Raw genomic sequence first — 26,170 nt, forward strand, 5'->3', positions numbered from 1 at the left:
GCGACCATCGAAGCCGAGCCGGGGCTACTTCTTCAACTGGTCGCGCAAGGCGGCGAGCTTGGCGAAGGGCGAGTCGGGATCGAAGCGCACCGGACGCTCCTCACGCGGCTTTGGCTGGAAGGCAGGCTTTCCGCTGCCCTTTTGTCGATCGGGGCCGCCGGCCTTGCCTTCCGGTCTGCCGCCCTTCCAGTCGGGCCGGCCTTCGCGGCGGTCGGGACGCTCGCCTTGCGGACGGCCGTCACGCCGCTGCTCGCCTTCGCCCTGTGGCTTGGGCTTGAATTTCGAGCGATCGAAGCGCGGCTTGCCGGCGCCGTCGCGCCTTGCCTCATGGACTGGGCGTTCTCCAGGTGCCGCCGCTGGTACGCCAGCGGCATCGGCCGGTGCATTGCTGCGGCCGCGCGCCTGTCCGTTGCGCGGACGATTGCCGCGGCCTTCGTGATGGCGCGGACGCTGCTCGAAACGGCCCTGACGCCACAACAGGATCGGCTTGGGCGCTTCGGCCTCTGGTGCGGGTTCGCCGGGTTCAGCCTCCCCCTCGTGAGGAGCGTCGGCGCCGTCACCCCCACCCGCGCCGCTTTGCGTCGCGACCTCCTCCATCGAGGAGGAGGTGAGCGCGTCGGCGCTTTCGGTGACAGTGGCGTCAGCGACGGCCCCTGCAACGAGTGGAACCTCCTGCGGGGTCTCCGCCGGAGCTTCGGGCTGTTCTTCCACGACAGGCTGTGCCGCTGCTTCCAAGATGGGTTCGGTGGGCACTTCAGCTGAAGCATCGACAGTGGTTGTCTCATTCGGCTCCGCTTCTGCGGGGACAGCCGGTTCCGGCTCCGAAGCTTCGACCGACGCCTCCGCGGCTCCATCGGTCGCCGCGGTTTCCGCCGCCTTGGCCTGCTCGGCGCGTGCGGCTTCTTCCGCCGCGAGCTTAGCCGCCGCAGCTTCGCGCGCGGCATTGTCCTGCGCTTCAAGCCGCGCCTTCACTTCGGCCGGCGGCTTCGGCTCGGCTCGATAGCCCAAGCCTTTCAGGATCTCTTCCATGTCGTCGGCGGTGGCGCCGAGGATCGACATCATCGGCGGTGTCACCATGAAGGACTGGCCGTCATAGGCGCCGTCCGGACGCTGGCCGAGGCCAGGCTTCCAGTTGGTGGCCGGACGGATCAGGTCCGCCAGTCTTTCCAGAATGTCGACACGCACGGCGCGGCGGCCGAGATTGCGATATCCGGCAAGCTTGTAGAATGTCTTGTCGAAGGTCGGGTCGATGACCACCGATGTGCGGCCGGAGGCCAGCGCATGAACGACGTCGCCGAAGCCCGGTCTGTCCTTGCCGTCGTTCTTCAACGCCCACAGCAAGGTCACCAATCCGGCGGGTGCCGGCTTGATCAGCGCCGGCACGAAGACATGGTAGGCGCCGAAGCGCACGCCGAGCCGGCGAAGCGCGGCGCGGCCTTCCTGGTCGAGCGATTTCATCTCCTCGGCGATGTCGCGGCGGTTGATGAGGCCGAAATTCTCGACCAGCTGGAAGGCGATGCCGCGGGCAATGCCGGAAATCTGCTCGGCATTCCTGAGATCGACCAGCGGCTTCAGCAGGGTTTCGACCTGGAAATTGACGAAACGTTCGGCGCGTGCCGCGACTTTATCGCGCGCCGGGCCGGTGAGCTGTTCGTCGGCCAGCAGCACCAGGCGCGGCTTCAGCGCGTCTTCGCCGGAAACCAGCGTGCCTATCGGTGCGCCGATCCAGCGCAGCGTGCCGTCCGAGCCGAGCGCGAGGTCGCCGTTGGCGCAGGCGCCGAAGCGTTCGGCGCGGGCCTCGAATTCGGCGGCGAGCGCCTTTTGCGCGGCGGTGCGCACGGCCTTTGCGTCTTCGCCGCCGGCGGTCTGGTCGGCGGTGAAGCGGAACCCTTGCAGTTCGCCGACATGATGGCCTTCGACGAGGACGGTTCCGGTAGGACTGATTTCGGCTTCAGGCATGGTATTTTCTCTAAGGCGCCGCATGAGGACGGAAGTCCTGCGGTCTACGAAGCGTTTCGTCAACCGCTCATGCAGCGCATCCGACAATCTGTCTTCGATTTCGCGCGTCTTTTCCCGCCAGTGTGCCTGATCGGCCAGCCAGCCGGGCCGGTTCGACACGAATGTCCAGGTGCGGATCTGGGCGATGCGGTGCGACAGCGTGTCGATATCGCCCTCCGTTGTATCAGCGCGGCGCACCTGCTCGGCCATGTAATTCTCATCGACATGGCCATGCCGGGCAAGGTCCTGGTAGATCGACGCAATGAGGTCGGCGTGCTGGGCCGGCGCGATCCTGCGGTAGTCGGGCAAGGCGCAGGCCTCCCACAACAGCGCCACGCGTTTGGCGTCGGTGGCAAGCGCGCGGATGTCCTCGTCACGCGACAGGTGCTCAAGCGCCTGTGCATCGACCGCCGGCAGCGCGCGCGTCAGCCCCTCGACCGGCGCGTTGGTCTCGATCGAGCGCTTCAGCGCGTCGAGGCTGGCGAAATCGAAACGGGCGGTGCGCCACTGCAGCACCTTCACCGGATCGAAATCGTGGCTCTCGATCTTCTTGACCAGTTCCTCGTCCAACGGATCGACCTGTCCAGTGACGCCAAAGGTGCCGTCGCGCAAATGGCGTCCGGCGCGCCCGGCGATCTGGCCGAGCTCGGCCGCGGTCAGATTGCGATACTGGTAGCCGTCGAACTTGCGGTTCTGGGCAAAGGCGACGTGGTCGAGATCCAGGTTGAGGCCCATGCCGATCGCGTCGGTGGCGACGAGATAGTCGACATCGCCGGACTGGAACAAAGCCACCTGGGCGTTGCGGGTGCGCGGCGAGAGTGCGCCGAGCACGACGGCGGCGCCGCCCTGCTGGCGGCGGATCAGTTCGGCGATGGCATAGACTTCGTCGGCGGAGAAGGCGACGATCGCCGTTCGCCGCGGCAGGCGGGTCAGCTTCTTGGATCCGGCATAGGCGAGATGCGACAGCCTTGGCCGCGTCACTACAGAGATGCCTCTCAGCAGGCGCTGCAAAATGCCGTGCATGGTGGCGGCACCGAGCAGCAGCGTTTCCTGGCGGCCGCGCAGATGCAGGATGCGGTCGGTGAAGATATGGCCGCGCTCGAGGTCGCCAGCCAGTTGCACCTCGTCGATGGCGACGAAAGCGGCGTCGGTCTCGCGCGGCATAGCCTCGACGGTGCAGACCGAATATCTGGCGCCCGCCGGCTGGATCTTCTCCTCGCCGGTGATCAGCGCAACCTTGTGGGCCCCGACTTTCTCGCAGACGCGGGTATAGACCTCCCGGGCGAGCAACCTGAGCGGCAGGCCGATGATGCCGCTCTCATGCGCCACCATGCGCTCGATGGCGAGGTGGGTCTTGCCGGTGTTGGTCGGCCCGAGAACGGCGGTCACGTCGCGACCGGTCAGGATCAGCGGCTCGGTGTGTTTCGGCTGGATGTTCATTGACCTGGAAATAGGGCTTTCTGGTCTCTCGTTGTCGGGAGCGCGCCCTGGGTGGCGCGTATGACAGGCGACACATAGGGATTTCGGGCGCGAAGCGAAAGCGGAATGTTCCGGCAGGGCTCAGAAGGCGTCCGTGTCAAGTTCCCGATTGGGTGCCGATTAACAGTTGGAACGAGTCTGGAACGAATCGGCGACGAATCAGTGACTCGCCGAGATTCAGGTTTTGTTCACGGCTATATGTGGATTTGGCGGGCACGAGTCTCACCACATGCTGAATCGTCGAACTGGCCCGTTTCATGCTTGGCGAGCCCTGTCGTTAACTTTTGCCGATAAGCGATCGCGGCGGCTTGGGCGTGCCGAACCAACATTATGAAATTGTTGATCTTTCCTAATCCGCGTTAAGGAATTTGTGGGCGATTCCGGCCGCTGTCGTTAACGTTGCGCTCAAAGCCGGAACGAAATGGCGACGAATCGGGATGGCCGGAATATTCCCGATCTGTTCACCCCAACATCTTGTGTTTCGAACAGCTTATCCACCGAGAATCCACAGGATTGCAAACAAGTTTCGCACAGGCGGCGCGGCCGCCATTAACCTTTGCGTGCCGGATTGGATCATCGCATGGCGGCGCGGCCTCCAGGCGACCTAGCCGCCATGAAAACGGAACCTGTTTTTCCCGCCCGTTTGTCGCTTTGCGTTGCCGGAGCATTGCTCAGGCGAAATACTGGCCGCCATTGGCCGTAATGGTCGAGCCGGTGATGAAGCCGGCATCCTCGGACGCAAGAAAGACGACGCAACGCGCGATCTCTTCCGGCTCGCCGAGCCGGCCGATGGGAATCTGCGGGATGATGCGCTCGTTGAGCACCTTCTCGTCGATCGCCTTGACCATTTCGGTGGCGATGTAACCAGGGCAGATGACGTTGACGGTAATGCCGGCGCGAGCGCCTTCCTGCGCGAGCGCCTTCGAAAACCCGATGTCGCCGGCCTTGGCGGCGGAGTAGTTGACCTGGCCGGCCTGGCCCTTCTGGCCGTTGATCGAGGAAATGGTGATGACGCGGCCGAACTTGCGGTCGCGCATGCCGCTCCACAGCGGATGCGTCATGTTGAAGACGCCCGAGAGATTGGTGTCGATAACCTCCTTCCACTGCTCGCGCGTGATCTTGTGGAACATGGCGTCGCGGGTGATGCCAGCATTGTTGACCAGCACCGAGATGGGACCAAGATCGGCCTCGACCTGCTTGATGCCGGCGGCGCAGGCATCGTAGTCGGCGACCGACCATTTGTAGACCGGGATGCCGGTCTCGGCCTTGAATTTCGCCGCCGCCTCGTCGTTGCCCGCGTAGTTCGCGGCAACCGCATAGCCGACGCTCTTCAGCGCCATCGAGATCGCCGCGCCGATCCCGCGCGATCCGCCTGTGACGATTGCAACCTTGGTCATATGTCCTCCCTTGGGTCGGAGGAGCGAATAGGGAGTAGCGAATAGCGAGTAGGGATTTGATGTCCCGCCGCGCTGACGCCATTCTTCCCCTATTCGCTACTCCCTATTCGCTATTCACTTCTTCTTTTAGAGCGCTTCGACGCACATGGCGACGCCCATGCCGCCGCCGATGCAGAGTGTGGCGAGGCCTTTCTTGGCGCCTCGGCGGCGCATCTCGTGGATCAGCGTGTTGAAGATACGGGCACCCGAAGCGCCGATCGGATGGCCGATGGCGATGGCGCCGCCATTGACGTTGACGATCGAGGGATCCCAGCCCATGTCCTTGTTGACGGCGCAGGCCTGCGCGGCAAAGGCCTCGTTGGCCTCGACCAGATCGAGATCGCCGACCGACCAGCCGGCCTTGGCCAGCGCCTTGCGCGAGGCGGGGATCGGGCCGGTGCCCATTATCTGCGGATCGACGCCGGCGGTCGCCCAGGAGACGATGCGCGCCAGAGGCGTGATGCCGCGTCGGGCCGCTTCCGCCTCGCTCATCAGCAGCGCGCCGGCGGCGCCGTCATTGATGCCGGAAGCGTTGGCGGCGGTCACGGTACCGTCCTTGTCGAAGGCCGGCTTCAGCTTGTTCATGGCGTCGATCGTGGCGCCATGACGGATGTATTCGTCCTGGTCGACGATGGTGTCGCCCTTCTTGCCCTTGATGGTGAAGGCAACGATCTCGTCCTTGAACTTGCCGGCCTTCTGCGCGGCCTCGGCCTTGTTCTGCGAAGCCAGCGCGAACTGGTCCTGATCGTCGCGTGTGATCTGGAATTGGCGGGCGACGTTTTCGGCCGTGTTGCCCATGTGATAGCCATTGAAGGCATCCCACAGACCGTCCTTGATCATGGTGTCGATCATCTTGTAGTCGCCCATCTTGACCCCGGCGCGCAGGTGCTGGGCATGCGGCGAAAGCGACATCGATTCCTGGCCGCCGGCGACGATCACCTTGGCATCGCCGGTGGCGATCTGCTGCATGCCGAGAGCAATGGCGCGCAGGCCCGAGCCGCAAACCTGGTTGAGGCCCCATGCGGTGGTCTCCTTGGGCAGGCCGGCGATGATCGATGCCTGGCGGGCCGGGTTCTGGCCTTGGGCCGCGGTCAGCACCTGACCAAGGATTACTTCGTCCACTTCAGCCGGCTCGACACCGGCGCGCGACAGAAGTTCCCGCACGACGACAGCACCGAGTTCATGCGCCGGGGTGGCGGCAAAGGCGCCGTTGAAAGACCCGACGGCCGTGCGCGCGGCACTGGCAATGACGATGGCGTTGGCAGAGGACATTTTCTTCTCCGGACTTCGAATTGTCGTGTTTTGGACGTTGTTGGCGACTTTTCTTGCCGTTTCCACGGTTCAAGTCAAACCGGAAATCGGCATGGCGCCCATGCCCCGCAAGCGGGTCTCGCATCGCCTTGTCAGGAACCGTGCCACTGCTGCGCAGCATATTGCCCCGGCCATGCAGCGATAAATAATCCCGCACTGCACAAACTGCTTGGAATTATGACGCTTTTGCGCATATCCTTCGAAAAAGGCGCAATCGTTACCGGCTGCTTACTCAGGCACGCCGGTGTCCGGGGAGGATGCAGATGGCCGCAAAAGACGATCCGATCATTATCAAGAAATATGCCAATCGCCGCCTCTACAATACGGGCACCAGCACGTATGTGACGCTCGAGGATCTTGCCGAGATGGTCAAGAAGGGCGAGGAGTTCACGGTCCAGGACGCCAAGACCGGTGACGACATCACGCATCCGGTGTTGACCCAGATCATTTTCGAACTGGAGAACAAGGATGGGCAGAACATGCTGCCGATCCCGTTCCTGCGCCAACTGATCGCCTTCTACGGCGACCAGATGCAGATGATCGTGCCGAGCTTCCTCGAACAGTCGATGATCGCCTTCTCCAAGGAACAGGAGCGGTTCCGCGAGCAGATGAAGGGTGCCATCGGCAAGTCGCCGCTCGACATGATGAAGATGACGACGCCGATCAAGGCGCTGGAGGAGCAGACGCGCCGCAACATGGAAATGTTCCAGAACGCGATGCGGCTATTCACGCCGTTCCCGCCAGCAGGTCCGGCGCCGGCCGCACCCGCGGCCGAACCGGCCAGGAAGGAAACGCCGGAAAAGCCCGACGATCTTCAGGAACTGAAGAACCAGATCGCCGCCATGCAGCGCAAGCTCGATACGATGTCGTGAGCGCGTAGCGCTTTTCTCCCGATCCTACGGCAACAATCCCTCATAGCGGCCGCGCGGCCTGATGCTGCCGCCGCTCACCGCCTGTTCGACCATGTGGGCGGCCCAGCCAACGCTGCGTCCAAGCGCGAACAACTGGAATGGCGCATCGCGCGGCAGACCGAGGCTGCGCGTCAGCACCGCCAGGGCAAAGTCGACGTTCGGGCGGGCGCCGGTCGCGGCAATGGCGGCGATCTCGAGCGATCTCAATGTCTCGTCGGTGGTGTCGATGGCCGCCAAAAGCGCCGTGGCGCGGGGGTCGCCTTCGGGATAGAGCGGATGGCCGAACGCCGGCAACGGCCGGTCGTGGCCGAGCCAGAGCCGGATCGCCGTCTCGGCGCCGTGCCGCGCCGCATCGTCTGCGAGTTGCATCATTGCCTCGCCGGCGCCACCATGCCGCGGGCCGGAAAGTGTCGCCAGACCCGCCAGCAGGCAAGCGGCGGGCGACGCCCCGGTCGAGGCCGCGACGCGCGCGGCGAAGGTTGACGCATTGAGTTCGTGGTCGGCAAGGAGAACAAGGGCGCGGCGGATCGCTTCCGCTCCCGTCGCACCCAGCGACCAGCCCTGCGCCAGCCGCTGGTGTACAGGAGCTACGCCGGCTACTGCGCCCAGCGATTGCGCCAGCGCATCCACGGCGTGCGCGGCATCGGCGCACAGCGAGACGGCGCTGCGTCCGAGCGAAGGCCGCCCCTGACCGGCGAGCGTGGAAAGTTGCGTAAACGCCGAGATTCGGCCGACTTGCTGGGACGCATCCGACGACTGTGCCTTGAAAACCACCGGTCCAGGCAGGGCCCAGAGCAAGGCGGCGGTTTCTTCCAGCGTGGCCGTATCCGAGAATGCAACCGCGTCTCGGCCCCGATAGATAAGGCGTCCGTGCGAAACGGTCGAGATCGCGGTGACGATCGACGGTTCGCCCCACGCAATGGCGCTTTCGGCGATGGCAGACGGGCTTCGTCCGCGCGCCCGGCGGGTCGCCAGTGCGGCGATATCGTCGGCGCGATATTGGCTTCGGCGTGGATCGATCGGGTCGGGTCGCATGCCGATCCGCCCGCGGCTGACATAGGCGTAGAGCGTCTGCGGCCGCACCTTGAGCCGTTTCAGTGCCTCGTCCCGCGACAGCCATTCGGACATATCGGCTCTCAGATTGATTCTATTGATCAAGATTGATGCTTGTATTGCCCACCCTTATTCTTGAACTCGGAAAAGCTCAAGGAGACAAGGCCATGGCAACCGGGCTCGATGATGTGGTGGCGGCGGAAACAGTGCTGTCCGACGTGGATGGGCTTGGGCGGCCGCTTGACGATCCGGGGGCACTCCCTGCCGGAACTGGCCGGGCGATGGAGTTATCCGCAGGTCGTCCGCCTGCTTCTCGACGGCTTCTTCGATGACCTTCCCGGCGATGCGGAGCTGGCCGCGAGACTGGGCCAGGCGCGCGTCGAGGTGTTCGACCGGCTCCTGCCTTCGCTGCCCCTGCTGGCGCCACTCGACGTCTACAGCGCCATGCGCGCCGGCATGGCGCTGCTGCCGGACGGCGAGACGCTGGCGGATACGCTTCGGCTGATCGCGGCGCCCGCCGTGCTGACGCCGGCCCTCTTGCGCCTGCAGCGCGGCGAGCAGCCGGTCGCGTCGGATGGGAAGGCCGATCATGCCGCCGATATGCTGAGGATGCTCGAGGGTTCGGTGCCAACGGACGCTCTGGCAAAGGCACTCGACACTTACCTCGTGACCGTCTGCGACCACGGCCTCAATGCTTCGACCTTCGCCACGCGCATCGTCGCCTCGACGCAGGCCGGGCTGACGTCGTCGGTGCTGGCTGGCCTCGGCGCGCTCAAGGGGCCGCTGCATGGCGGCGCGCCCGGCCCTGTCATCGAGATGCTCGATGCCATCCAGGCGCATGGCGACGCAGCCGGCTGGCTGCGCGGCGAGATTGCGCGTGGCGGACGCATCATGGGTTTCGGCCATCGCATCTACCGCGTGCGCGATCCACGCGCCGATGTGCTGAAGGCGGTGGTGCGCCAGCTCGGCGGCGAGGGCGAGACCGGCCGCCGGCTGGCGTTCGCGGAGAACGTGGAGCAAACGGCGCTCGACGTGCTTCGGATTGCCAAGCCGCAGCGCTCGCTGCAGACCAATGTCGAGTTTTATACCGCGCTCGTGCTCGAAGCGGCGGGTTTCCCCAGCCAAGCCTTCAGCAATGTCTTTGCCGCCGGGCGCGTCGCCGGTTGGATCGCGCATGCGCGCGAGCAGCAGATGACGGGACGGCTGATTCGTCCGCAGTCGCGCTACGTCGGACCGATGCCGGACCTCGTCGCCTAGAGCATGATGCCGAAAAGTGCGAAGCGGTTTTCGGATCACATCATGCTCTATCCCTTTGATTTAGAGGCGGATTCAGATTTAAGGTCGATTCGACCTGAAATCATCCGACTCTAGGCATTTGATCCGTTCGAAGGAAACACCGCCTCTCCGCCGCAAGGCGGAGGGGCTTTCGGCATGACCAATTTTTACGCGATCACGCGACCGTGCTCGTGTTCTTGCCTTTGTGCGCCCTTATATGCTGCACTGCAACATAGGTCGGCCGTGACTCCGTTCCGATTCCCGGGCCGGGATCAGGCACCGAGAATAGGAACGCCATGACGAAAAACGGCAAGGCGGAGGAAAAGAAGAAGATCAACATCGCGCTTCAGGGAGGTGGCTCGCATGGCGCCTTTTCCTGGGGCGTGCTCGACCGCTTGCTCGAGGATGGCAGGCTGGAGATATCAGCGGTTTCCGGCACCAGCGCCGGCGCCATGAACGCCGTGGCTCTGGCCGATGGCTTCGTTCGCGGCGGTGTAGAGGGCGCGCGGCAAAAGCTCGACGATTTCTGGGGCGCGGTGGCGGCGAAGGGCCGGTTCAGCCCGGTGCAGCGTATGCCGTGGGATGTCGCCTGGGGCAATTGGTCGATCGAGAACACGCCGGGTTATGTCTTCTTCGATACGATGTCACGGGTGTTTTCGCCCTATGTCGCCAACCCGCTTGGTCTCAATCCGCTGCGCGACGTGGTCGAGCGGGAGATCGATTTCGGCAATGTCCGCGCCTGCAAGTCGATGGAACTGTTCATTTCGGCGACCAATGTCGAGACAGGCCAACTGCGTGTCTTCTCCGACGGCGAGATCGATCTCGACACGGTGATGGCTTCGGCCTGCCTGCCGCAGCTGTTCCGCGCCGTGGAGATCAAGGGCGTGCCCTATTGGGACGGCGGCTATGGCGGCAATCCGGCGCTCTATCCCTTCTTCAAGACGGCGGCGACCGAGGACGTGCTTTTGGTGCAGATCAATCCCGTGGTGCGCGAAAGAACACCGAAAAGCGCCAACGAAATCCAGAATCGCATCGACGAGATCACCTTCAATGCCGGGCTGCTGCGTGAATTCCGCTCGATCGCCTTCGTCAAGGAACTGATCGCCGCCGGCCGCCTGCCGCATGGCGAGTACCGCGATATCCGCATGCACCGCATCGATGCCGACGAGGCGTTCAAGGACCTGTCGGCATCGTCGAAGGTCAACGCCGAATGGGCGTTCCTGACCTATCTCAGAGACCTTGGCCGCACCGCCGCCAGCGATTGGCTGGAGGAGAACTACGACGCCGTTGGGAGCCAAGCGACGCTCGATCTCTCCGGCGAACTCGATGACGGCTTCAGACCGGTGCGCGGTCCCGCACCCGGCCGGCGGGTGAAGGAATTTCTTGCGGTGCGCAAAAACCCGCAGGCGGAGCGCCGCCGGGCCTGAGGACGCCAGCGCCCATCGCAAGTGCATCCGATGCCGAATTTGTCGAAGGCGGAGCCTGCCGTAAAAAAGTTCCGCATCATGCTGACGCCTGCTGCCATGTTGATGTGCGAAACGCCTTTTTCGCATCTGCGCGAGCAAGGGGGGTGGCATCCGGCTTGACGGTCGAGGCGGCCGGGAAACTGTCCGCGTGAGCCGTAACACTTGCGCTGTCTCCGTATCGGGGCCGCACCGGTTGCGATGTCACTGACGACAGGTCGCGCTGTTCGGGCGCGGATTTCTGGCTGCATTCGCATTCGTGCCCTCAAGCTCCGCAGCGAAGGGTAGATCCGATCTGTCATTCGGAATCCGTGCTTCGGCCCGTCCATTTCTAAAGCAGTTCCAATGTTTTGCATGGCTGTCCCCCGATATGGAGAGCCAGACATCCGGTGCTCGCGAAGGTGGGGCTGATCGGCAGATTACCGGCGAAAGTCGCTGCCAGGACCACGGTCCGGCGCGCAGCGGCGCGCGACGACGAAGACGTCGCCGCCAGGGCCGGTACCGGAATGCGGGCTGCCTGGATCGGGGACAGGGGTGGAGTGGCGAGCGATGCCGGGTTGAGAGGAGCGGCCTGTCAGCTGATCGGGAAACTTGAACTCGGCGGGCGCATCTTGTCCGGCCATGTAATGGTCCCGCAACTTTTCTGACTATATTGCGCCGCAACTTTGAGGTAGAAGCTCGCTCGCCGATCACGGCAAATTGAACACGGCCCGGCGCGCACCCATATCGGCGACGCGCCCGCGTTATCAAGACGCGGTGCCGAACCCGCAATGGAAAACAACGACGATGCCGAGAATCAGGTTTCACAAGCTTGCAGCCATTGTTGTGCTTATTGGTTTCGCGGCCTGGATGGTGACGGGCGAGTTCTCGTCGGTCGGCAGCGCCGCTGTCGACAACAAGAAGGCAGGAGAGGCCGCGAAGGAGCAGGAGGCCGGCAAGCCGAAGGCGGCCGAGGCCGAACCAAAGGCGCCGTTGCGCACCGTCGCGGTGGTGACGCCGCCGCGCAAGACATATGCGCGCGCCATCCGCATTTCCGGCCTGACCGAGGCCGACAAGCGCGCGGTGCTGGCGACGCGTGTCGCGGGCGTCATCGACAAGCTGCCGGTCAAGCAGGGCCAGCACGTCAAGACCGGCGACCTGGTGCTGATGCTCGCCGCCGAGGAAAAGATCTCGATGGTCGACAACGCCAAGCAGCTCGTGGCGCAGCGCCAGGCCGAGCTGGACGCGGCGCTGCGGCTTATGAAGACGGGCAATCTTCCCAAGCTGCAGCTCGACACCGCGCGCTCGAACCTGACGGCGGCGCAGTCGATGCTGGAGACGGCGCAGGCGGAGCTCGACCGCAACGAGGTGAAGGCGCCGTTCGATGGCGTCATCGACCGGGTGGCGGTGGAACTCGGCAGCTCGGTGATGCAGGGCGGCGAAGTGGCGACCATCCTCAAGCTCGACCCGGTGATCGCGCGCGGCGAGATCAGCGAGCGCGATCTGCGCTACATCAAGATCGGCGACGAAGCCAATGTGCGCCTGGTCAACGACCAGAAGGTCACCGGCACGGTGCGCTATATCAGCCGTGATGCCTCGTCGCAGACCCGCACCTTCCGCGTCGAAGTGGCGATACCCAATGCGGATGGCAGCATTCCTGCCGGCATGACGGCCGAAATCACGCTCAGTGCCGAGCCGGCCGACGCGATCTTGCTGCCGCGCTCGGTGGTGACGCTGGGCGACAAGGGCGATCTCGGCATCCGCGCCGTCGGCAAGGACGACAAGGTGGCGTTCTTCCCGATCGACCTGGTGGACGACACGCCGAACGGCCTGGTGCTCGGCGGCATTCCGGATGACGCGCGCATCATCGTCGCCGGCCAGGAACTGGTGAAGGAAGGCGATTCGGTCAAGCCGGTCGAGGCCGACCAGGCGACTATCAACAAACTGATCGGCGAAGCCACCGCCGGCACGCAGTAGGCAGCGGCACCGGCGCTGGGCCTTGCCCTGGCGACGGCGGTTCGTTCGCCACTCCCGAAAGCAACAGCAGGCATAAGTCATGGATATCGTCAGACTCGCAATCCACAACGCCCGCCTCACAATATCCGCCCTGCTCTTCCTGCTGGCGGCGGGCTGGGTCGCCTATCAGTCGACACCGAAGGAAGCGGAACCCGATGTTCCGATCCCGATGATGTATGTCAGCCTGATCTATCAGGGCATCTCGCCGGAGGATTCGGAACGCCTCCTGCTCAGGCCAATGGAAACCAAGCTGAAGAGCCTGAAGGGCCTCAAGGAAATGCGCTCGGCCGCTTTCCAAGGCGGCGGCTATGTGCTCGTCGAGTTCCAGCCGCAGACCAATCTGGCGACGGCGCTGCAGGACACGCGCAGTAAAGTGCAGGACGGCAAGGCCGACCTGCCGCAGGCGGCCGAGGAACCGACCGTCACGGAAGTCAACGTCTCTGAGTTTCCCGTTCTCGTCGTGACGCTTTCGGGCGATGTGCCGGAGCGTGTGCTGACGGCGGCGGCGCGCGAGTTGCGCGACCGCATCGAGGAAGTGCCGGGCGTGCTGGAAGGCTCGCTCCAGGGCGCGCGCGACGATCTGGTCGAAGTGGTCATCGACCCGGTGAAGCTGTCGTCCTATGGGCTGCAGCTCGATCAGATGATGCAGGGTGTCGGCGCCTGGAACAGCCTGGTCGCTGCCGGCAACCTCGAAGGCTCCGAAGGCAAATATGCGGTCAAGGTGCCCTCGTTGATCGAAACGCCGGAGGATGTCGCCAGCCTGCCGGTCGTCGCCACGCCCACTGCCGTGGTGCAGGCCAAGGATATCGCCACCATCCGCTCGACCTTCAAGGACGCCGAGACGGTGACCCGCCTCGACGGCAAGCCGGCTATCGCCATCGAGGTGAAGAAGCGCATCGGCGCCAATCTGATCGACACGCTGAACCATGTCAGGGAGGTGTCCGACACCTTCATCAAGACCATGCCCGAAGGCATGCACGTCACCTACACGCAGGACAAGTCGGTCTTCGTCAACCAGCTGCTGGGCGACTTGCAGAACCACGTCATGATCGCCGTGATCCTGGTGTTCATCGTCATTCTCTACGCACTGTCGGGGCGCGCCTCGCTGCTCATCGGCCTCGCCATCCCGTCATCCTTCCTGATCGGCATCCTGTTGCTGGCGATGATGGGCTACACGATCAACATGATCGTGCTGTTCAGCCTCATCCTGGCCGTCGGCATGCTGGTGGACGACGCCATCATCGTCACCGAATTCGCGGAACGGCGCATGAGCGAAGGCATGCCGAAGGAAGAGGCCTTCGCGCTTGCCGCCAAGCGCATGGCCGGCCCGGTCATCGCGGCGACGATGACGCGCATCGCCGCCTTCTCGCCGCTGCTGTTCTGGCCGGGCATCATCGGCGATTTCATGAAGTACATGCCGATCACGCTGATCGTCACGCTGTCGGCCTCGATGCTCTACGCGCTGGTGTTCGCGCCGACACTGGGGGCGATCTTCGCCAAGGCGCCACAGCACCACGAGGATGACAATCGCGACGGCTGGTACATGGCGGTGGTCAAGCAGGCGGTGCGCTTCCCCGTCACCGTGCTGGTGCTGACTGTCGCGCTGCTGTTCGGTGTCGGTTTTGCCTATTCGAAATATGGCGCCGGCGTCGAGTTCTTCCCCAGCGTCGAGCCGGACTACGGCCTGCTCTATGTGCATGCGCGCGGCAACCTTTCGCTGGCCGAAATGGACACGGCAACCAGGATCGCCGAAAACAGATTGCTCGGCTGGCCGGGCGTGAAGTCGGTCTATACCCGTGTCGGCAAGACGCAAGGCGGCGGCCAGGACATCCCCGAAGACGTCGTCGGCGTGATCCAGTACGAGTTCGTCGACTGGCGCGAGCGCAAATCGGCCAACCAGATCCTCAGTGACCTGCGCACCGTCATGGCTGGCATTCCCGGCGTCGATGTCGAGGTGCGCGTGCCGGAGGCCGGTCCGCCGACCGGCAAGCCGATCCAGATCAGGCTTTCGGCCGCGGATCCCAAGGGGCTCGACGACAAGGCACGGGCCGTGGCGGCGCGGATCGCCAAGGTGCCCAGCGTCATCGACATATCGGATGGCCTGCCTCCGCCCGGCGTCGACTGGGCGCTCGAGGTCGACCGCGCCAAGGCGGCGCAATACGGCATCAGCCCGACTTCGGTCGGAACCGTGGTGCAACTGGTGACCAATGGGCTGAAGCTCTCGGAATACCGGCCGGCCGGGGCCGACGACGCGGTCGATATCCGTCTGCGGCTGCCGGAAGACCGGCGCACGCTGTCGACGCTCGACGAGCTCAGGGTGCAGACCTCGCAAGGGTCGGTGCCGATCTCGAACTTCGTCGTGCGCAAGCCCGAGCCGACTGTCGGCATCCTCAACCGCATCGACGGCGCACGCACCGTGGTGATCCAGGCCAACGTCGCCGCCGGTGCGCAAGTTGCCGCCGTACAGGAACAGGTCACCAAGGCCGTCTCCGAGATGGACCTCGGCAGCGGCATCCGATGGAAGCTTGCCGGCTCCAACGAGGACAGCGCGGAAGCCAGCGCCTTCCTCAGCAAGGCCTTTGGCGCCGCACTCTTCCTGATCTTCCTGGTGCTGCTGGCGCAGTTCAACAAGTTCACCAGCGTGTGGCTGGTGTTGTCCTGCGTGGTCATGGCGACGATCGGCGTGTTCCTGGGATTGCTTTTGACAGGCGAGGCCTTCGGCATCGTCATGTCGGGTATCGGCGTCATCGCGCTGGCCGGCGTGGTGGTGAACAACAACATCGTGCTGATCGATACTTACGACCGGTTGCGCGAAGAGGGTTGGGACAAGATGGAAGCCGTGCTGCAGACCTGTCGCGAGCGCGCGCGCCCGGTGGTGCTGACGGCCGTCTCGGCGATCCTCGGCGTGCTGCCGATCGCCTTCGGCCTTGGGCTCGAAATATTCCATCATGAGACGACGATCAACGCGCCGTCGACGCAATGGTGGATTTCGCTGTCCTCGGCAATCGTCTTCGGCCTGTCTTTCGCCACCATCCTCACGCTGGTGGTGACGCCGTCGATGCTCATGGTATTCACCCGCGCCAAGGTCAAGCCCGGCGCCCGGCGCGGCTGGTTCAGCCGCCTGCTGCGGCGCGGCAAGGACGAGATCTCGCCGGATGCGCCGGCGGCGGATGCCGGAGCGGAACCGGCGATCGCTTTCCCCAAAGCAGCCGAATAGACAGGGTTCCCGATCTCACAGACAAAGGCCGCCCGGAACAATCGGGCGGCCTTTTGCATTGTTCTCCAGAGAGCCGATGCAAAGCATTGCTACGGAGCAATGCAGGGCATTGCTCCGTAGCAAACGCAGAGCGGGGAATTTCTGATGCCGATCAGCACCATTGTCATTATCGTCCTGATCCTGGTCCTCATAGGCGCGGTGCCGGCCTGGCCGCATTCGCGCTCCTGGGGTTACGGACCATCGGGCATTGTCGGCGTGGTGCTGGTGGTGGTCCTGGTGCTGCTGCTGATGGGCCGGCTCTGAGCCGCCCGCAGGACGGGTGTAGCGGGCATTTCGCCGTTGCGCCCGTCGCCGTGCGTCTCAGGCAACTCTCGAAACGCCGTTTACGTCAACATCCACTGTGCGGATACCGATATCTTCGAGAGCCTCGGCGACCGCCTGATCGAGCGGCGTATGCGGGACTGGGCCGATGATGCCTTCCAGCCTTGCCGAGGCCAGTTGGTGCGGTTCGAAGCGCAGATAGGACATCGAGACGATCTCGCGCCACATCGCCACGAACGGGCTGCCGGCACGCAGCACCCACCAAGGCATCAAGGTCATTTTGAGCGCGCGGCCGAGCGCTTTCTCGGAAGCCGCCTTGATCTGCAGATCGGTGACTGCATGGCCCGGGAAGTTCAGGGATTCATAGGCGTCGAGCTTGTCGAGGTTTTTCGCCAGGCCAACAAAGGCCTTGGCGAAGTCCGGCAGATAGGCCCATTCGTGCACCAGATCGACCGGACCGGGCGCGGTGTAGGTGCCCTTGTTCATCTTGGCGGCGACGACCAGATCGAACCATGATCCGCTGCCGGTGCCGCCGAAGAAGTCGCCGGCCCGCAAGAGTACGGTGCGGACACGCCCGGCCGCGGCTTCGCGACGAAACAGATCTTCCATGGCGACACGGATGCGGCCTTTTTCCGTTGTCGGATAGAAGGGCGTGTCTTCGGTGATCACCGCCGGCATCGGCGAGCCGTAATTGTAGACGGTGCCGGGAAAGAGATGCAGCGCACCGTTCGCATGGCAGGCGGCCATCACATTCTCGGCCATCGGCAGGCATTTGCCCCAGTCCGTGTAGATCGGGCTAAGGCCGTTGAAGATGAGATCGACGCCTTGCGTGGCGCGGATGAGGGCTTCGCGGTCGAGGGCGTCGCCGGCAACGCCCGTGGCGCCCTTGAGTTCGTCAGGCACCTTGCCGCTGCGGGTGATGGTGCGGACATCGTAGCCGGCGTCGATGAAGGCCTTGGCGACCACGCGGCCCAGCCGGCCATTGGCACCGAGAATTGCGATCTTGGTCATTGGAAGTACTCCTGGGTTGGGATTTGCAGTCCGAATATGATCACCTCATATGCGAATGGAAATTGACTGTGAATGGAGTCCTGATATTCAGAAATGAATGGATGAAATCGACTGGAACCTGATCAAGAGCTTCGTCACCGTGGCGGAAACCGGCAGCCTTTCGGCTGCGGCGCGAAAGCTCTCGGCAAGCCAGCCGACCCTTGGCCGTCACATCGGCGAGCTCGAACAGGCGCTCGGGGTCACGCTATTCCGGCGTGGGCGGCGTGGCTATGAACTGACGGAAGCCGGCGGCACGCTGTTCGAGCGCGGCAAGGCGGTAAGCGAGCAGGCGAGCGCTTTTTCGCTGCTGGCGCTGGGCTCGGTCGAGGCGATCGAGGGCACGGTGCGCATTGCCGCCAGCGAGGTGGTGGCGGCTTATGTGCTGCCGGAGATGATGGCACGGCTCGGCGTGGAGGAACCGGGGATCGAGGTCGAGATCGTCGCCTCGAACCAAGTCGAGAACCTGCTACGCCGCGATGCCGACATCGCCATCCGCATGGTCAAGCCGGCGCAAAACGAGCTGGTGGCGCGCAAGGTCTGCGATATCCCGCTCTGCGCCTGTGCAGCCAAATCCTATCTCGACAGGCGTGGTCGTCCCGGCGAGCCCGCCGATCTTGCCGGGCACGCGCTGGTCGGCTTCGACCGCAGCGACGAAATGCTTCGTGCCTTTGTCCAGCATGGCATTCCCGTCACCCGTGGCAGTTTCCGCTTCAGGGCGGATAACCAGATCGTCCTGTGGGAAGCGGTGCGGGCGGGAAACGGTATTGGTCTCGGCCAGGAGCCGCTGGCCGACCGCGACCCGCTGGTGGAAAAGGTGCTGCCTGGCTTTCCACTGCCCGATCTGCCGGTGTGGCTGGCCATGCACCGCGACGTGCGCACCAGTGTGCGCATCCGCCGCGTGGCGGATTTTCTCCACGAGGAGCTGAAGCGCTATTCGGCGGGTGCTGCGTCAGGGGCGAATTCGGCGCGGTGAGCAAGTCCGGCCATCAGCAGAACAACGATCAGTAGGCCTGACATCGCAATGAAGATCGGGCCGAAGCTGGAATGCTCGGCAACGAAGCCGATCGCCGACGGCGCTACGAGGATACCGGAGTAGCCCATGGTGGTGACGACGCTCATGCCGGTTCCCGACGACATGCCTTCCTGGTTGCCGCCAGCTGAAAAGATGATCGGCACCATGTTGGCAATGCCGAAGCCGCAAAGGGCAAAAGCGGCGATGGCAAGCCAGGGCGAGGGCGACAGGCCGGCGACCAGCATGCCGGCGGCGGCGACGATCGCCGAGCCGCGCAGCGTCGTGACCGCGCCGAGGCGGTTGCGCACGCCGTCGCCGAAGAAGCGCATGACCGCCATGACACCGGAAAAGGCAGCATAGGCAAGACCGGCAATGGCAAGATCGGCACCGAGTTCCTGCCGCAGATACAGGGCTGCCCAGTCGAGCACCGCGCCTTCCGAGATCATCGTCAGCAGCGCCATCAGGCCGACGAGGTAGACCAGCGGGTTGGCCGGCAGCGTGAATTTATGATGCTCGGCTGCTTGCGGCCTCGCCTCGGCGATCAGGTGGCGGACCGCCGCCGCGATCACCGCGAAGGCAAGCGCCGTTACCACCGCAGCGTGGGCGAGGTGGCCGTAATTCTGAATGGCGAAGCCGCCAAGCGCGCCGCCGAAGAAACCGCCAAGGCTCCAGAAACCATGCGAGGACGACATGATGGCGCGGGAGAGCCGCCGTTCAACCACCACCGCATTGGCATTCATGGCGACATCCATGCCGCCGATCGAGCCGCCGAAGACGAACATGGCGATGGCGGCCAGCGGAACGTTGGGCGCCAATGCCACCACCAGCAAGCCAAGGCTGCCGCAAAGACCGAACCAGCGCAGCACTGTGCGCGAGCCATGCCTGGAGATCAGGTGGCCGCACCAGGTCATGGCGGCGACGGCGCCGGCGCCGAACAAAAGAATCAGCAGGCCGAGCGTGAATTTCGAAATGTCCAGCCGGGTCAGGAACACCGGAATCTGTGGCGCCCAGCTGCCGGTCAGAAAGCCATTGGCAAGGAAAATGGCGGCCACGGCCCATCGTCCGCGAATGGCAGTCTGCATGGCGTTTTGCGCATTCATCGGGCGAATCCGGTCAGAAAATGGCTTTGCGCGGCAAATTAGATCGATTCAATTTCCAGTCAAGCGTTGCTCGCAGGGAAATGCTTGGACCAAAGCCGAAATAGGCCCGGCATCGTTCTTGGCGGACTTACTACGTTGGAGATTAACGGAAACGCTTCCCCCTTCGTCATAGCGACGCGGCACAGACCCGAGGATCCTGCCGCGACTTCTGAGCGATGCTACGGTGCAAAATTAGCTCCGGTGAGTGCGCCCTTCATTCTGAGCCGCTGTGCTCTCGGAAACCGTCGCGGCATGGATCCTAGGGTTTCCGCGACGTCGCTTCGCGACTGCTCCACCCCAGGATGACGAAGTCGGAGAAGCCTCGCCGATCGCAGATACCGTGGCTGGGGGCCGCTCTCCTATCTCTAATGATCCCTGGGCCGCCTTGCCTCGAATTCGGCTTTCTTGGCGTCGGAGGCTTCGGTCTGGTTGAGCACCTGCCATTCGGCATAGGGCATGCCGTAGACGATCTCCCGCGACTGGTCCTTGGAGAGATCGATGCCTTCGGCGTTGGCTGCGTCGCGATACCAGTTCGACAGGCAGTTGCGGCAGAAGCCGGCGAGATTCATCAGGTCGATGTTCTGCACGTCGCTGCGTTCGCGCAGGTGCGCCAGCAGCCGGCGGAAGGCGGCGGCCTCGAAGTCGCGCTTCTGCTCGTTACTGAGTTCGGTCATCGAAACCTCCTCATACCGGCCCGGTGCGCGAGCCGAATTGCTTCACCGTGTGTATATCGGCACGGCGATCGATCGCGTCAACGATCGGTGCCAGCCGCTCGGCCCACGCAAGGATGCCCTTCTGGTCTGATATCAGGTCCTGGCGGATCTCGACCAGCGCGTGGGGGTAGCCGTTGACGATGGCGTGCCTGAACATGGTGTCGCCGCGCAGCGCGCCGTCATAGGGTTCATTGTCGCCGACGACGAGGCTCTTGTCGGCGGCGAGCATGTCGATCAGCGGCCGGGCTACCCGGTCGTCGCGGTCCCACAAGATGCCGACATGCCACGGACGCTTGATCCCCTGCATGGTCGGGGTGAAGGAGTGCACGGAGAGGATGAATGGCGCTTGCCCTGTGGCCTGCGCGACCGAGGCTATCATGGCGCCGACGGCGTCGTGATAAGGCCGGTAGAAGCGATCGAGCCGTCTTTCGCGCTCCTCCGGCGCGAGAGGGTAGTTTCCCGGCACCACGGTGCCGTCATAGAGCTGGCGGATGAGGGTCGGATCGTCCTCGCCGCGATTGGGATCGATCAGCAGCCGCGAAAAATTGGCGAGCACCGCAGGTACGTCAAGCGAGGCGGCGAGTTCGCGCGTCACCGCCTCGACACCAATGTCGTAGGCGATATGGCGGTCGAACTCCGCCAAGGGCAGACCGAGGCTGCCATAGTCCTCCGGCAGGTCGCGGCGGGCATGGTCGGCCAGCAGCACGATGCCTCGCTTGCGGTCGCCCTCGACAATGTCCAAAGGCGCGAAAACTGTGGATCGGGTCATCGGCGGGAAATGGTCTGTTCGCTGGCTTCCGGGGAGGATGCTATCGTCATTCCACGAAGACGACGCTTGCGCAATGCCGTTGTTTGGCCAAGGTTTCTGCGGAAATCTGGAAGCAGCCGGCGAATTGTGCGCCGTTGCCTTTCTAAATCGATTGGAATTGGACAAAACGGCGCGTTGACATGCGCCCGGACTTTTCCGAAAAGGGGCGCAGAGAGATGCTGATGTGGTTCTTGAGGGGTTTCAGGATGAGTTTCGCCGGCGGGCGGCGCGTGCGCTTTGCCTTCGCCATGCCGCTCCTGACGCTCGCCACGGGGCTGTCCGCGATGGTCGCGGCCTCGCCCGCGCGCGCGGATTTCCGCGTCTGCAATGCCACGCAAAACCTTGTCGGCGTCGGTATAGGCTATCGCGCCAAGGCCGGCTGGATCACCGAAGGCTGGTGGCACATAGAAGGATCGAGCTGCAAGACTTTGATCGAAGGGCCGCTGTCATCAAGGTTTTACTATCTTTATGCAGAAGACGCCGAGCGCGGTGGACGCTGGGACGGCCCGATCAACATGTGCGTGGCTGAAAAAGAGTTCAAGATCGCCGGCGTAACCGATTGCGTCGCCCGGGGCTTTCAGCGCGCCGGATTCCAGGAATATGACACGGGCGAGCAGGCAAGCTGGATGGTCCAGCTGACCGATGAGCCCGCAACGGGAGGCGCTCCAGCCGCCCCGGGAACAAACAGTCAATGAGACGTAGCCGCAAGGTCAAGATCCTAGCCACCATCGGTCCGGCCTCCTCCTCGGAGGAAATGCTGAAGAAGTTGTTCGAAGCGGGCGCCGATGTGTTCCGCATCAACATGAGCCACACCGATCATGAGCTGATGCGCACGCTGGTCGCACGCATCCGCGCGGTCGAGGAAGCGGTCGAGCGGCCGATCGGCATCCTGGCCGACCTGCAAGGCCCCAAGCTGCGCGTCGGCAAGTTCGCCAATGGAAAGGAAGTGCTGACCGTCGGCCAGACTTTCACGCTCGACGACAATCCCGAGCCCGGCACCTCGACCAGGGTCTATCTGCCGCATCCCGAAATCCTGAGCTCGGTCGAGGCCGGGCATCGCCTGCTGATCGACGACGGCAAGCTCGAGTTGAAGGCCGTGAAGAGCAACGGCAAGGCGATCGTCTGCACGGTCGTCGCCGGCACCACGATTTCCGACAAGAAGGGCGTCAGCCTGCCCGACACCGATCTGCCGGTCGGCGCGCTGACCGAGAAGGACCGCAAGGACCTCGACGCCGTGTTGTCCACGGGCGTCGACTGGGTGGCGCTGTCCTTCGTGCAGCGGCCGGAGGATTTGGCGGAAGCACGCAAGATCGCGCGCGGCCGGGCGCTGATCATGGCCAAGATCGAAAAGCCGCAGGCAGTCGCCCGGCTGGCCGAGATCATCGAACTGTCGGACGCGCTGATGGTCGCGCGCGGCGATCTCGGCGTCGAGATGCCGCTCGAGGCCGTGCCCGGCATCCAGAAGCAGATCACGCGCGCCGCGCGCCGTGCCGGCAAGCCGGTCGTGATTGCAACACAGATGCTGGAATCGATGATCACCGCACCGGTGCCGACACGCGCCGAAGTGTCCGACGTTTCGATCGCCGTTTTCGAGGGCGCCGACGCCATCATGCTGTCGGCCGAATCGGCGGCGGGCGCCTATCCCGTCGAAGCGGTGGCGATGATGAACCGCATCGCCACCAAGGTCGAAACCGATCCCACCTACGCCGGCATCATCAACGCGCAGCGCTCCGAGCCGGAAGCGACCGGCGCCGACGCCATTTCGCTGGCCGCGCGCGAGATCGCCGAGACACTGAAATTGGCCGCGATCATCACCTACACGGCGTCCGGCACCACTGGGCTACGCGCCGCCCGCGAGCGGCCACAGGTGCCGATCGTGGCTTTGTCGCCGATCGTCAACACCGCGCGGCGGCTGTCGCTGCTGTGGGGCACGCATTGCGTCGTCTCGCCCGACGCCACCGATCTCGACGACATGGTCGATCGCGCCTGCCGCATCGCACTGGAAGAAGAATTCGGCAAGCCGGGAGACCGCGTCATCATCACCGCCGGCGTGCCGCTGAGGACGCCGGGTTCTACCAACATGCTGCGCATCGCCTATGTCGGATCGGAAGCGGCCGGCCGCTAGAGCAATTCCAGGAAGAGCGTGAGCGGTTTTCCCGGGAAAGCGCATAGCGCTTTCTCTTGGGAATCGCATTCAAAACAAAGAGTTAGAGCGGTTCGCCGTTTCCATGAAACGGTGAAACGGTCTAGCCGTGTCTTGAAGTGTTTCCTGAGCGCCCTTGCCGCGGCATCGGCATGGTCTATGCGCCGCAGAAAGCGGCGCATACGAGGAATGGGTAATGGAGGTGCTGGTCCGGGCCCAGTATCTTTCGTCAATTCAATTCGGCTGCGTCGAGCAGGTCGAAATCGACTTTCTCGATTGCGCAGTGCCCGGCGGCGCTGTGGGAGGCCCACCTGGGATGTTCCGCGCGCCGCGGTCGGATCAATATCAGCTTCGGCATCGGCACCAACTTCACTGCGACATCGTGGGGATGGAACCGATGAGCATCGTGCTTAAAATGACCGCAACGGCCAGCCCGTGGCGAAGATCTCCGACGAGCGGGCAAGGCCCAGTGCAAGGATCCGAACGTCGTGGCCTACCTGCGCCAGGTCTTCCAGGTCACCGTTAGAGCCTCGCCAGGCCGTACCCATCAACCCGTTCAAGCCCCCATCCCGCAAGGAGTGAATCATGCAAGCCGTACAGCGCCAGATTGCTGAACAGCTCAAGGTCCAGCCACCGTTCGCCGACCAGGCCGCCCTCGAAGCCGAAGTGACGCGGCGGATCTCCTTTGTCCAGGATTGCCTGCTGAACTCCGGGCTCAAGACCCTGGTGCTGGGCATCAGTGGCGGCGTCGACTCGCTGACCGCCGGCCTGCTGGCCCAGCGCGCCATGCGTGAGCTGCGCGAACGCGCCGGCAACCTGGACTATCGCTTTATTGCGGTGCGCCTGCCGTACGAAACCCAGTTCGACGAACACGAAGCTCAGGCTTCGGTGGACTTTATCGCCCCCGACGAGCGCCACACGGTGAACATCGGCCCGGCGGTCAAATCCCTGGCCGGGGAAGTCGCGGCGTTCGAAGGCAAGGCCGCGCTGTCGCGGGACTTCGTCCTCGGCAATACCAAGGCGCGCATGCGCATGGTCGCGCAATACACCATCGCCGGGGCGGCCCATGGCCTGGTGATCGGCACCGACCACGCGGCGGAAGCGGTAATGGGTTTCTTCACCAAGTTCGGGGACGGCGCCTGCGACCTGGCGCCGTTGAGCGGGCTGGTGAAGAACCAGGTCCGGGCCATCGCCCGGCACTTCGGCGCGCCGGAGTTCCTGGTGGAAAAAATCCCCACCGCCGACCTTGAGGACCTGGCACCGGGCAAGCCCGACGAAGCCTCCCATGGCGTCACCTATGCTGAGATCGACGCCTTCCTGCATGGCGAGCCGGTACGCCAGGAAGCCTTCGATATCATCTGCCGGACGTACGAGAAGACCCATCACAAGCGTGAGATGCCATTTGCGCCATGATTCACTCGGCGAGAATGTCATGGGAAGCGTCGATATGGTTTCCGGCAAAGCCCCGCCTGGGATGATCCGTTCTGCGTAAGATCCTTCCAGAGGAGAATGGTCGAGAAAGGTGCCGGCGAGAACGGCGCATGCGCCGTGACCGAAGAAGATGCGGTGCCCATCAATGGCGTCTTGCGATGACTCTCGGATGACACGTGTCAGGTCGGTGCAAGCTCTGCTTCCGGCTCCTTGAGATCGGCGCATTTGCCGACGCCATACAGATCGCCCGCGATCCGGGCTTCGACGCTTTTGGCCATCGCCAGCAGGTCGACATCCCTGCCGGAGACCTTCTCGATGGCGCCGACGACGAGATCGGGGGCAATCCAGTCCGGTTTGTGGCCGAGATTATGCACCCAGACGAGTTGGGCGCCGGGTATGTCGCGCTGGAGACCGACGGAGTGGATCTTCGCATAGACGACCTTGTCGCGATCGCCCGAAATGATCACGGCCGGCGCCTGGATGTCTGCATAGTGGGGCGCCGCGCCGAGTGTATAGCGATAGAGCCCGGCGACATCGTTGGCGTTGGCGCGAAAGGCCGATGGCCGCAGCACCAACGGGATCGAGGCATTGGCGAGATAGGTCTCCGGCACCTTGTTGGGTGAGAACACGCAGGTCGTGGCGTCGGCCATCCGCAGCATTCCGGCAGGATAGGCAAGCGTTTCGGAGAACAGCCGGCCGATCACCGGAATTGTGGTCAGATCGTAGTACCAGGAGGTTGCGCCACCCGGCCAGGGATGGGTCGCCGGTGCCAGGAAGACCAGACCAAGCGTCTTGTCGGGATGCTCGCGGCCGAAAGCCGATGTCACCACGCCGCCAAAGGAATGACCGACGATGATCGCCTTTCGGATGCCCAGACCGTCCATCAGCACGGCGAGGGTGTTCGCCTGGGCCGAGGGATCCTCGTTGTTGCCGGAGCCGCGGCCCGACCAGCCGAAGCCTGGCCGGTCGAAGAACAGCATTTCGGCGCGGCCTTCGAGCAGCGGCCGCAGCGGTAGCATCTGGTCCCTGAGGTTGGCGCTGGCGCCGTGGATGAAGACGATCGGCGGCAGGTCGGCACCGGCGGGCGCCGGCACATGAACATAGTGGATATGAGCGCCGCCGATGTCGGCAAATTCACCGATCGAGGGATTGCGCCGCTCGATCCGCCATGAGCCGACGCGCGTCACGCCGACAAGGCCGAAGACAAGCGCCATCAGGAAGGCCAGTGCGGCGTAGATCAGGTTCATGTGGAGCGGGGTGGGACGGGATAAGTTGTGGGGTAGGGCAGTAGGGTAGTAGGGCAGTAGGGTAGTAGGGCAGTAGGTCAGTACTGCAGTACGGCAGTAGTACTGAAGGTCTGAACTAATATCCTACTGGCGTACAAGATAAAATAAGTACTCAGGTAAGAGCGTAGG

Annotated in this window: 19 protein-coding genes and 1 pseudogene; 10 read left to right on the forward strand and 10 right to left on the reverse strand. The window is 63.9% G+C overall.

Going from position 1 to position 26,170, the window contains the following annotated elements; all coding sequences use genetic code 11:
• Positions 1 to 24 precede the first annotated feature (24 nt).
• The 3 genes from NKJ26_RS11720 to NKJ26_RS11730 all read right to left on the reverse strand — a co-directional run bounded on the left by NKJ26_RS11720 (position 25) and on the right by NKJ26_RS11730 (position 6,185).
• Positions 25 to 3,438 (reverse strand): helicase-related protein, encoded by a 3,414-nt coding sequence (locus NKJ26_RS11720; protein ID WP_352600335.1) that lies wholly within the window; start codon positions 3,436 to 3,438, stop codon positions 25 to 27.
• A gap of 710 nt (positions 3,439 to 4,148) precedes the next feature.
• The gene (gene phbB / locus NKJ26_RS11725) at positions 4,149 to 4,874 is read right to left on the reverse strand and encodes an acetoacetyl-CoA reductase (protein WP_352600333.1); all 726 of its coding nucleotides are present in this window, start codon (positions 4,872 to 4,874) and stop codon (positions 4,149 to 4,151) included.
• A gap of 126 nt (positions 4,875 to 5,000) precedes the next feature.
• Positions 5,001 to 6,185 carry an acetyl-CoA C-acetyltransferase gene (locus NKJ26_RS11730; RefSeq protein WP_352600331.1) on the reverse strand — a complete coding sequence of 395 codons (1,185 nt, stop codon included), beginning with the start codon at positions 6,183 to 6,185 and terminating at the stop codon, positions 5,001 to 5,003.
• 302 nt (positions 6,186 to 6,487) lie between these two features.
• Between NKJ26_RS11730 and phaR the strand changes: the two genes are divergently transcribed.
• A complete protein-coding gene (gene phaR / locus NKJ26_RS11735) occupies positions 6,488 to 7,096 on the forward strand; it encodes a polyhydroxyalkanoate synthesis repressor PhaR (RefSeq protein WP_352600329.1) in 609 nt (202 codons plus the stop codon).
• Between the two features lie 24 nt (positions 7,097 to 7,120).
• Here phaR and NKJ26_RS11740 read toward each other — a convergent pair whose 3' ends face one another.
• Entirely contained in the window at positions 7,121 to 8,263 is a 1,143-nt protein-coding gene (locus NKJ26_RS11740) for a citrate/2-methylcitrate synthase (protein WP_352695358.1), read from the reverse strand.
• A 92-nt stretch (positions 8,264 to 8,355) separates the two neighbouring features.
• On the opposite strand from NKJ26_RS11740, the pseudogene NKJ26_RS11745 reads away from it, so the two are divergent.
• Together NKJ26_RS11745 and NKJ26_RS11750 are read left to right on the forward strand one after the other, a co-directional pair.
• A pseudogene (locus tag NKJ26_RS11745) lies at positions 8,356 to 9,445 on the forward strand (citrate synthase/methylcitrate synthase).
• A 314-nt stretch (positions 9,446 to 9,759) separates the two neighbouring features.
• Positions 9,760 to 10,890, forward strand: coding sequence for a patatin-like phospholipase family protein (locus NKJ26_RS11750; protein WP_352695359.1), 1,131 nt, complete (start codon positions 9,760 to 9,762; stop codon positions 10,888 to 10,890).
• A gap of 455 nt (positions 10,891 to 11,345) precedes the next feature.
• Here NKJ26_RS11750 and NKJ26_RS11755 read toward each other — a convergent pair whose 3' ends face one another.
• Positions 11,346 to 11,549 carry a hypothetical protein gene (locus tag NKJ26_RS11755; RefSeq protein WP_352695360.1) on the reverse strand — a complete coding sequence of 68 codons (204 nt, stop codon included), beginning with the start codon at positions 11,547 to 11,549 and terminating at the stop codon, positions 11,346 to 11,348.
• A gap of 163 nt (positions 11,550 to 11,712) precedes the next feature.
• Here NKJ26_RS11755 and NKJ26_RS11760 point away from each other — a divergent pair, with 163 nt between their 5' ends.
• The 3 genes from NKJ26_RS11760 (at position 11,713) to NKJ26_RS11770 (ending at position 16,441) form a co-directional block, all read left to right on the forward strand.
• Entirely contained in the window at positions 11,713 to 12,882 is a 1,170-nt protein-coding gene (locus NKJ26_RS11760; protein ID WP_352600320.1) for an efflux RND transporter periplasmic adaptor subunit, read from the forward strand.
• Between the two features lie 79 nt (positions 12,883 to 12,961).
• Positions 12,962 to 16,138: an efflux RND transporter permease subunit gene (locus NKJ26_RS11765; RefSeq protein ID WP_352695361.1), complete on the forward strand. Its 3,177-nt coding sequence runs from the start codon at positions 12,962 to 12,964 to the stop codon at positions 16,136 to 16,138.
• 144 nt (positions 16,139 to 16,282) lie between these two features.
• Entirely contained in the window at positions 16,283 to 16,441 is a 159-nt protein-coding gene (locus tag NKJ26_RS11770; RefSeq protein WP_140735496.1) for a DUF3309 family protein, read from the forward strand.
• 57 nt (positions 16,442 to 16,498) lie between these two features.
• Here the strand turns inward: NKJ26_RS11770 and NKJ26_RS11775 are convergent, their stop codons facing one another.
• Entirely contained in the window at positions 16,499 to 17,470 is a 972-nt protein-coding gene (locus tag NKJ26_RS11775; protein ID WP_352695362.1) for an SDR family oxidoreductase, read from the reverse strand.
• A gap of 97 nt (positions 17,471 to 17,567) precedes the next feature.
• Here NKJ26_RS11775 and NKJ26_RS11780 point away from each other — a divergent pair, with 97 nt between their 5' ends.
• A complete protein-coding gene (locus tag NKJ26_RS11780) occupies positions 17,568 to 18,482 on the forward strand; it encodes a LysR family transcriptional regulator (protein WP_352695363.1) in 915 nt (304 codons plus the stop codon).
• Here NKJ26_RS11780 and NKJ26_RS11785 read toward each other — a convergent pair.
• The 3 genes from NKJ26_RS11785 to NKJ26_RS11795 all read right to left on the reverse strand — a co-directional run bounded on the left by NKJ26_RS11785 (position 18,440) and on the right by NKJ26_RS11795 (position 21,142).
• On the reverse strand, positions 18,440 to 19,621 hold the full coding sequence (locus tag NKJ26_RS11785) for an MFS transporter (RefSeq protein ID WP_352695364.1): 1,182 nt from the start codon (positions 19,619 to 19,621) through the stop codon (positions 18,440 to 18,442). The genes NKJ26_RS11780 and NKJ26_RS11785 overlap by 43 nt on opposite strands.
• A 404-nt stretch (positions 19,622 to 20,025) precedes the next feature.
• Positions 20,026 to 20,334, reverse strand: coding sequence for a DUF1244 domain-containing protein (locus NKJ26_RS11790; RefSeq protein ID WP_352600310.1), 309 nt, complete (start codon positions 20,332 to 20,334; stop codon positions 20,026 to 20,028).
• A gap of 10 nt (positions 20,335 to 20,344) precedes the next feature.
• The gene (locus NKJ26_RS11795) at positions 20,345 to 21,142 is read right to left on the reverse strand and encodes an N-formylglutamate amidohydrolase (protein WP_352695365.1); all 798 of its coding nucleotides are present in this window, start codon (positions 21,140 to 21,142) and stop codon (positions 20,345 to 20,347) included.
• A 287-nt stretch (positions 21,143 to 21,429) separates the two neighbouring features.
• Here NKJ26_RS11795 and NKJ26_RS11800 point away from each other — a divergent pair, with 287 nt between their 5' ends.
• The 3 genes from NKJ26_RS11800 to nadE all read left to right on the forward strand — a co-directional run bounded on the left by NKJ26_RS11800 (position 21,430) and on the right by nadE (position 24,737).
• Entirely contained in the window at positions 21,430 to 21,876 is a 447-nt protein-coding gene (locus NKJ26_RS11800; protein ID WP_502903103.1) for a DUF1036 domain-containing protein, read from the forward strand.
• Entirely contained in the window at positions 21,873 to 23,306 is a 1,434-nt protein-coding gene (gene pyk, locus NKJ26_RS11805; protein WP_027023535.1) for a pyruvate kinase, read from the forward strand. The genes NKJ26_RS11800 and pyk overlap by 4 nt, the downstream gene beginning before the upstream one ends.
• 603 nt (positions 23,307 to 23,909) lie before the next feature.
• Positions 23,910 to 24,737: an NAD(+) synthase gene (gene nadE / locus NKJ26_RS11810; RefSeq protein WP_352695366.1), complete on the forward strand. Its 828-nt coding sequence runs from the start codon at positions 23,910 to 23,912 to the stop codon at positions 24,735 to 24,737.
• A gap of 197 nt (positions 24,738 to 24,934) precedes the next feature.
• Here the strand turns inward: nadE and NKJ26_RS11820 are convergent, their stop codons facing one another.
• The gene (locus NKJ26_RS11820) at positions 24,935 to 26,002 is read right to left on the reverse strand and encodes an alpha/beta fold hydrolase (RefSeq protein WP_352695367.1); all 1,068 of its coding nucleotides are present in this window, start codon (positions 26,000 to 26,002) and stop codon (positions 24,935 to 24,937) included.
• Positions 26,003 to 26,170 lie beyond the last annotated feature (168 nt).

This window comes from Mesorhizobium sp. M0152 (genome assembly GCF_040322415.1).
GTDB lineage: Bacteria > Pseudomonadota > Alphaproteobacteria > Rhizobiales > Rhizobiaceae > Mesorhizobium.

Coding starts and splice junctions, on each gene's coding strand:
- NKJ26_RS11770 (WP_140735496.1), top strand. CDS start 16,283: ATGCCGATCAGCACCATTGTCATTATCGTCCTGATCCTGGTCCTCATA.
- NKJ26_RS11760 (WP_352600320.1), top strand. CDS start 11,713: ATGCCGAGAATCAGGTTTCACAAGCTTGCAGCCATTGTTGTGCTTATT.
- nadE (WP_352695366.1), top strand. CDS start 23,910: ATGCAAGCCGTACAGCGCCAGATTGCTGAACAGCTCAAGGTCCAGCCA.
- NKJ26_RS11820 (WP_352695367.1), bottom strand. CDS start 26,002: ATGAACCTGATCTACGCCGCACTGGCCTTCCTGATGGCGCTTGTCTTC.
- NKJ26_RS11785 (WP_352695364.1), bottom strand. CDS start 19,621: ATGAATGCGCAAAACGCCATGCAGACTGCCATTCGCGGACGATGGGCC.
- NKJ26_RS11730 (WP_352600331.1), bottom strand. CDS start 6,185: ATGTCCTCTGCCAACGCCATCGTCATTGCCAGTGCCGCGCGCACGGCC.
- NKJ26_RS11750 (WP_352695359.1), top strand. CDS start 9,760: ATGACGAAAAACGGCAAGGCGGAGGAAAAGAAGAAGATCAACATCGCG.
- NKJ26_RS11775 (WP_352695362.1), bottom strand. CDS start 17,470: ATGACCAAGATCGCAATTCTCGGTGCCAATGGCCGGCTGGGCCGCGTG.
- NKJ26_RS11740 (WP_352695358.1), bottom strand. CDS start 8,263: ATGTCCGAATGGCTGTCGCGGGACGAGGCACTGAAACGGCTCAAGGTG.
- NKJ26_RS11795 (WP_352695365.1), bottom strand. CDS start 21,142: ATGACCCGATCCACAGTTTTCGCGCCTTTGGACATTGTCGAGGGCGAC.
- pyk (WP_027023535.1), top strand. CDS start 21,873: ATGAGACGTAGCCGCAAGGTCAAGATCCTAGCCACCATCGGTCCGGCC.
- NKJ26_RS11765 (WP_352695361.1), top strand. CDS start 12,962: ATGGATATCGTCAGACTCGCAATCCACAACGCCCGCCTCACAATATCC.
- phaR (WP_352600329.1), top strand. CDS start 6,488: ATGGCCGCAAAAGACGATCCGATCATTATCAAGAAATATGCCAATCGC.
- NKJ26_RS11790 (WP_352600310.1), bottom strand. CDS start 20,334: ATGACCGAACTCAGTAACGAGCAGAAGCGCGACTTCGAGGCCGCCGCC.
- NKJ26_RS11800 (WP_502903103.1), top strand. CDS start 21,430: ATGCCGCTCCTGACGCTCGCCACGGGGCTGTCCGCGATGGTCGCGGCC.
- NKJ26_RS11780 (WP_352695363.1), top strand. CDS start 17,568: ATGGATGAAATCGACTGGAACCTGATCAAGAGCTTCGTCACCGTGGCG.
- NKJ26_RS11755 (WP_352695360.1), bottom strand. CDS start 11,549: ATGGCCGGACAAGATGCGCCCGCCGAGTTCAAGTTTCCCGATCAGCTG.
- NKJ26_RS11720 (WP_352600335.1), bottom strand. CDS start 3,438: ATGAACATCCAGCCGAAACACACCGAGCCGCTGATCCTGACCGGTCGC.
- phbB (WP_352600333.1), bottom strand. CDS start 4,874: ATGACCAAGGTTGCAATCGTCACAGGCGGATCGCGCGGGATCGGCGCG.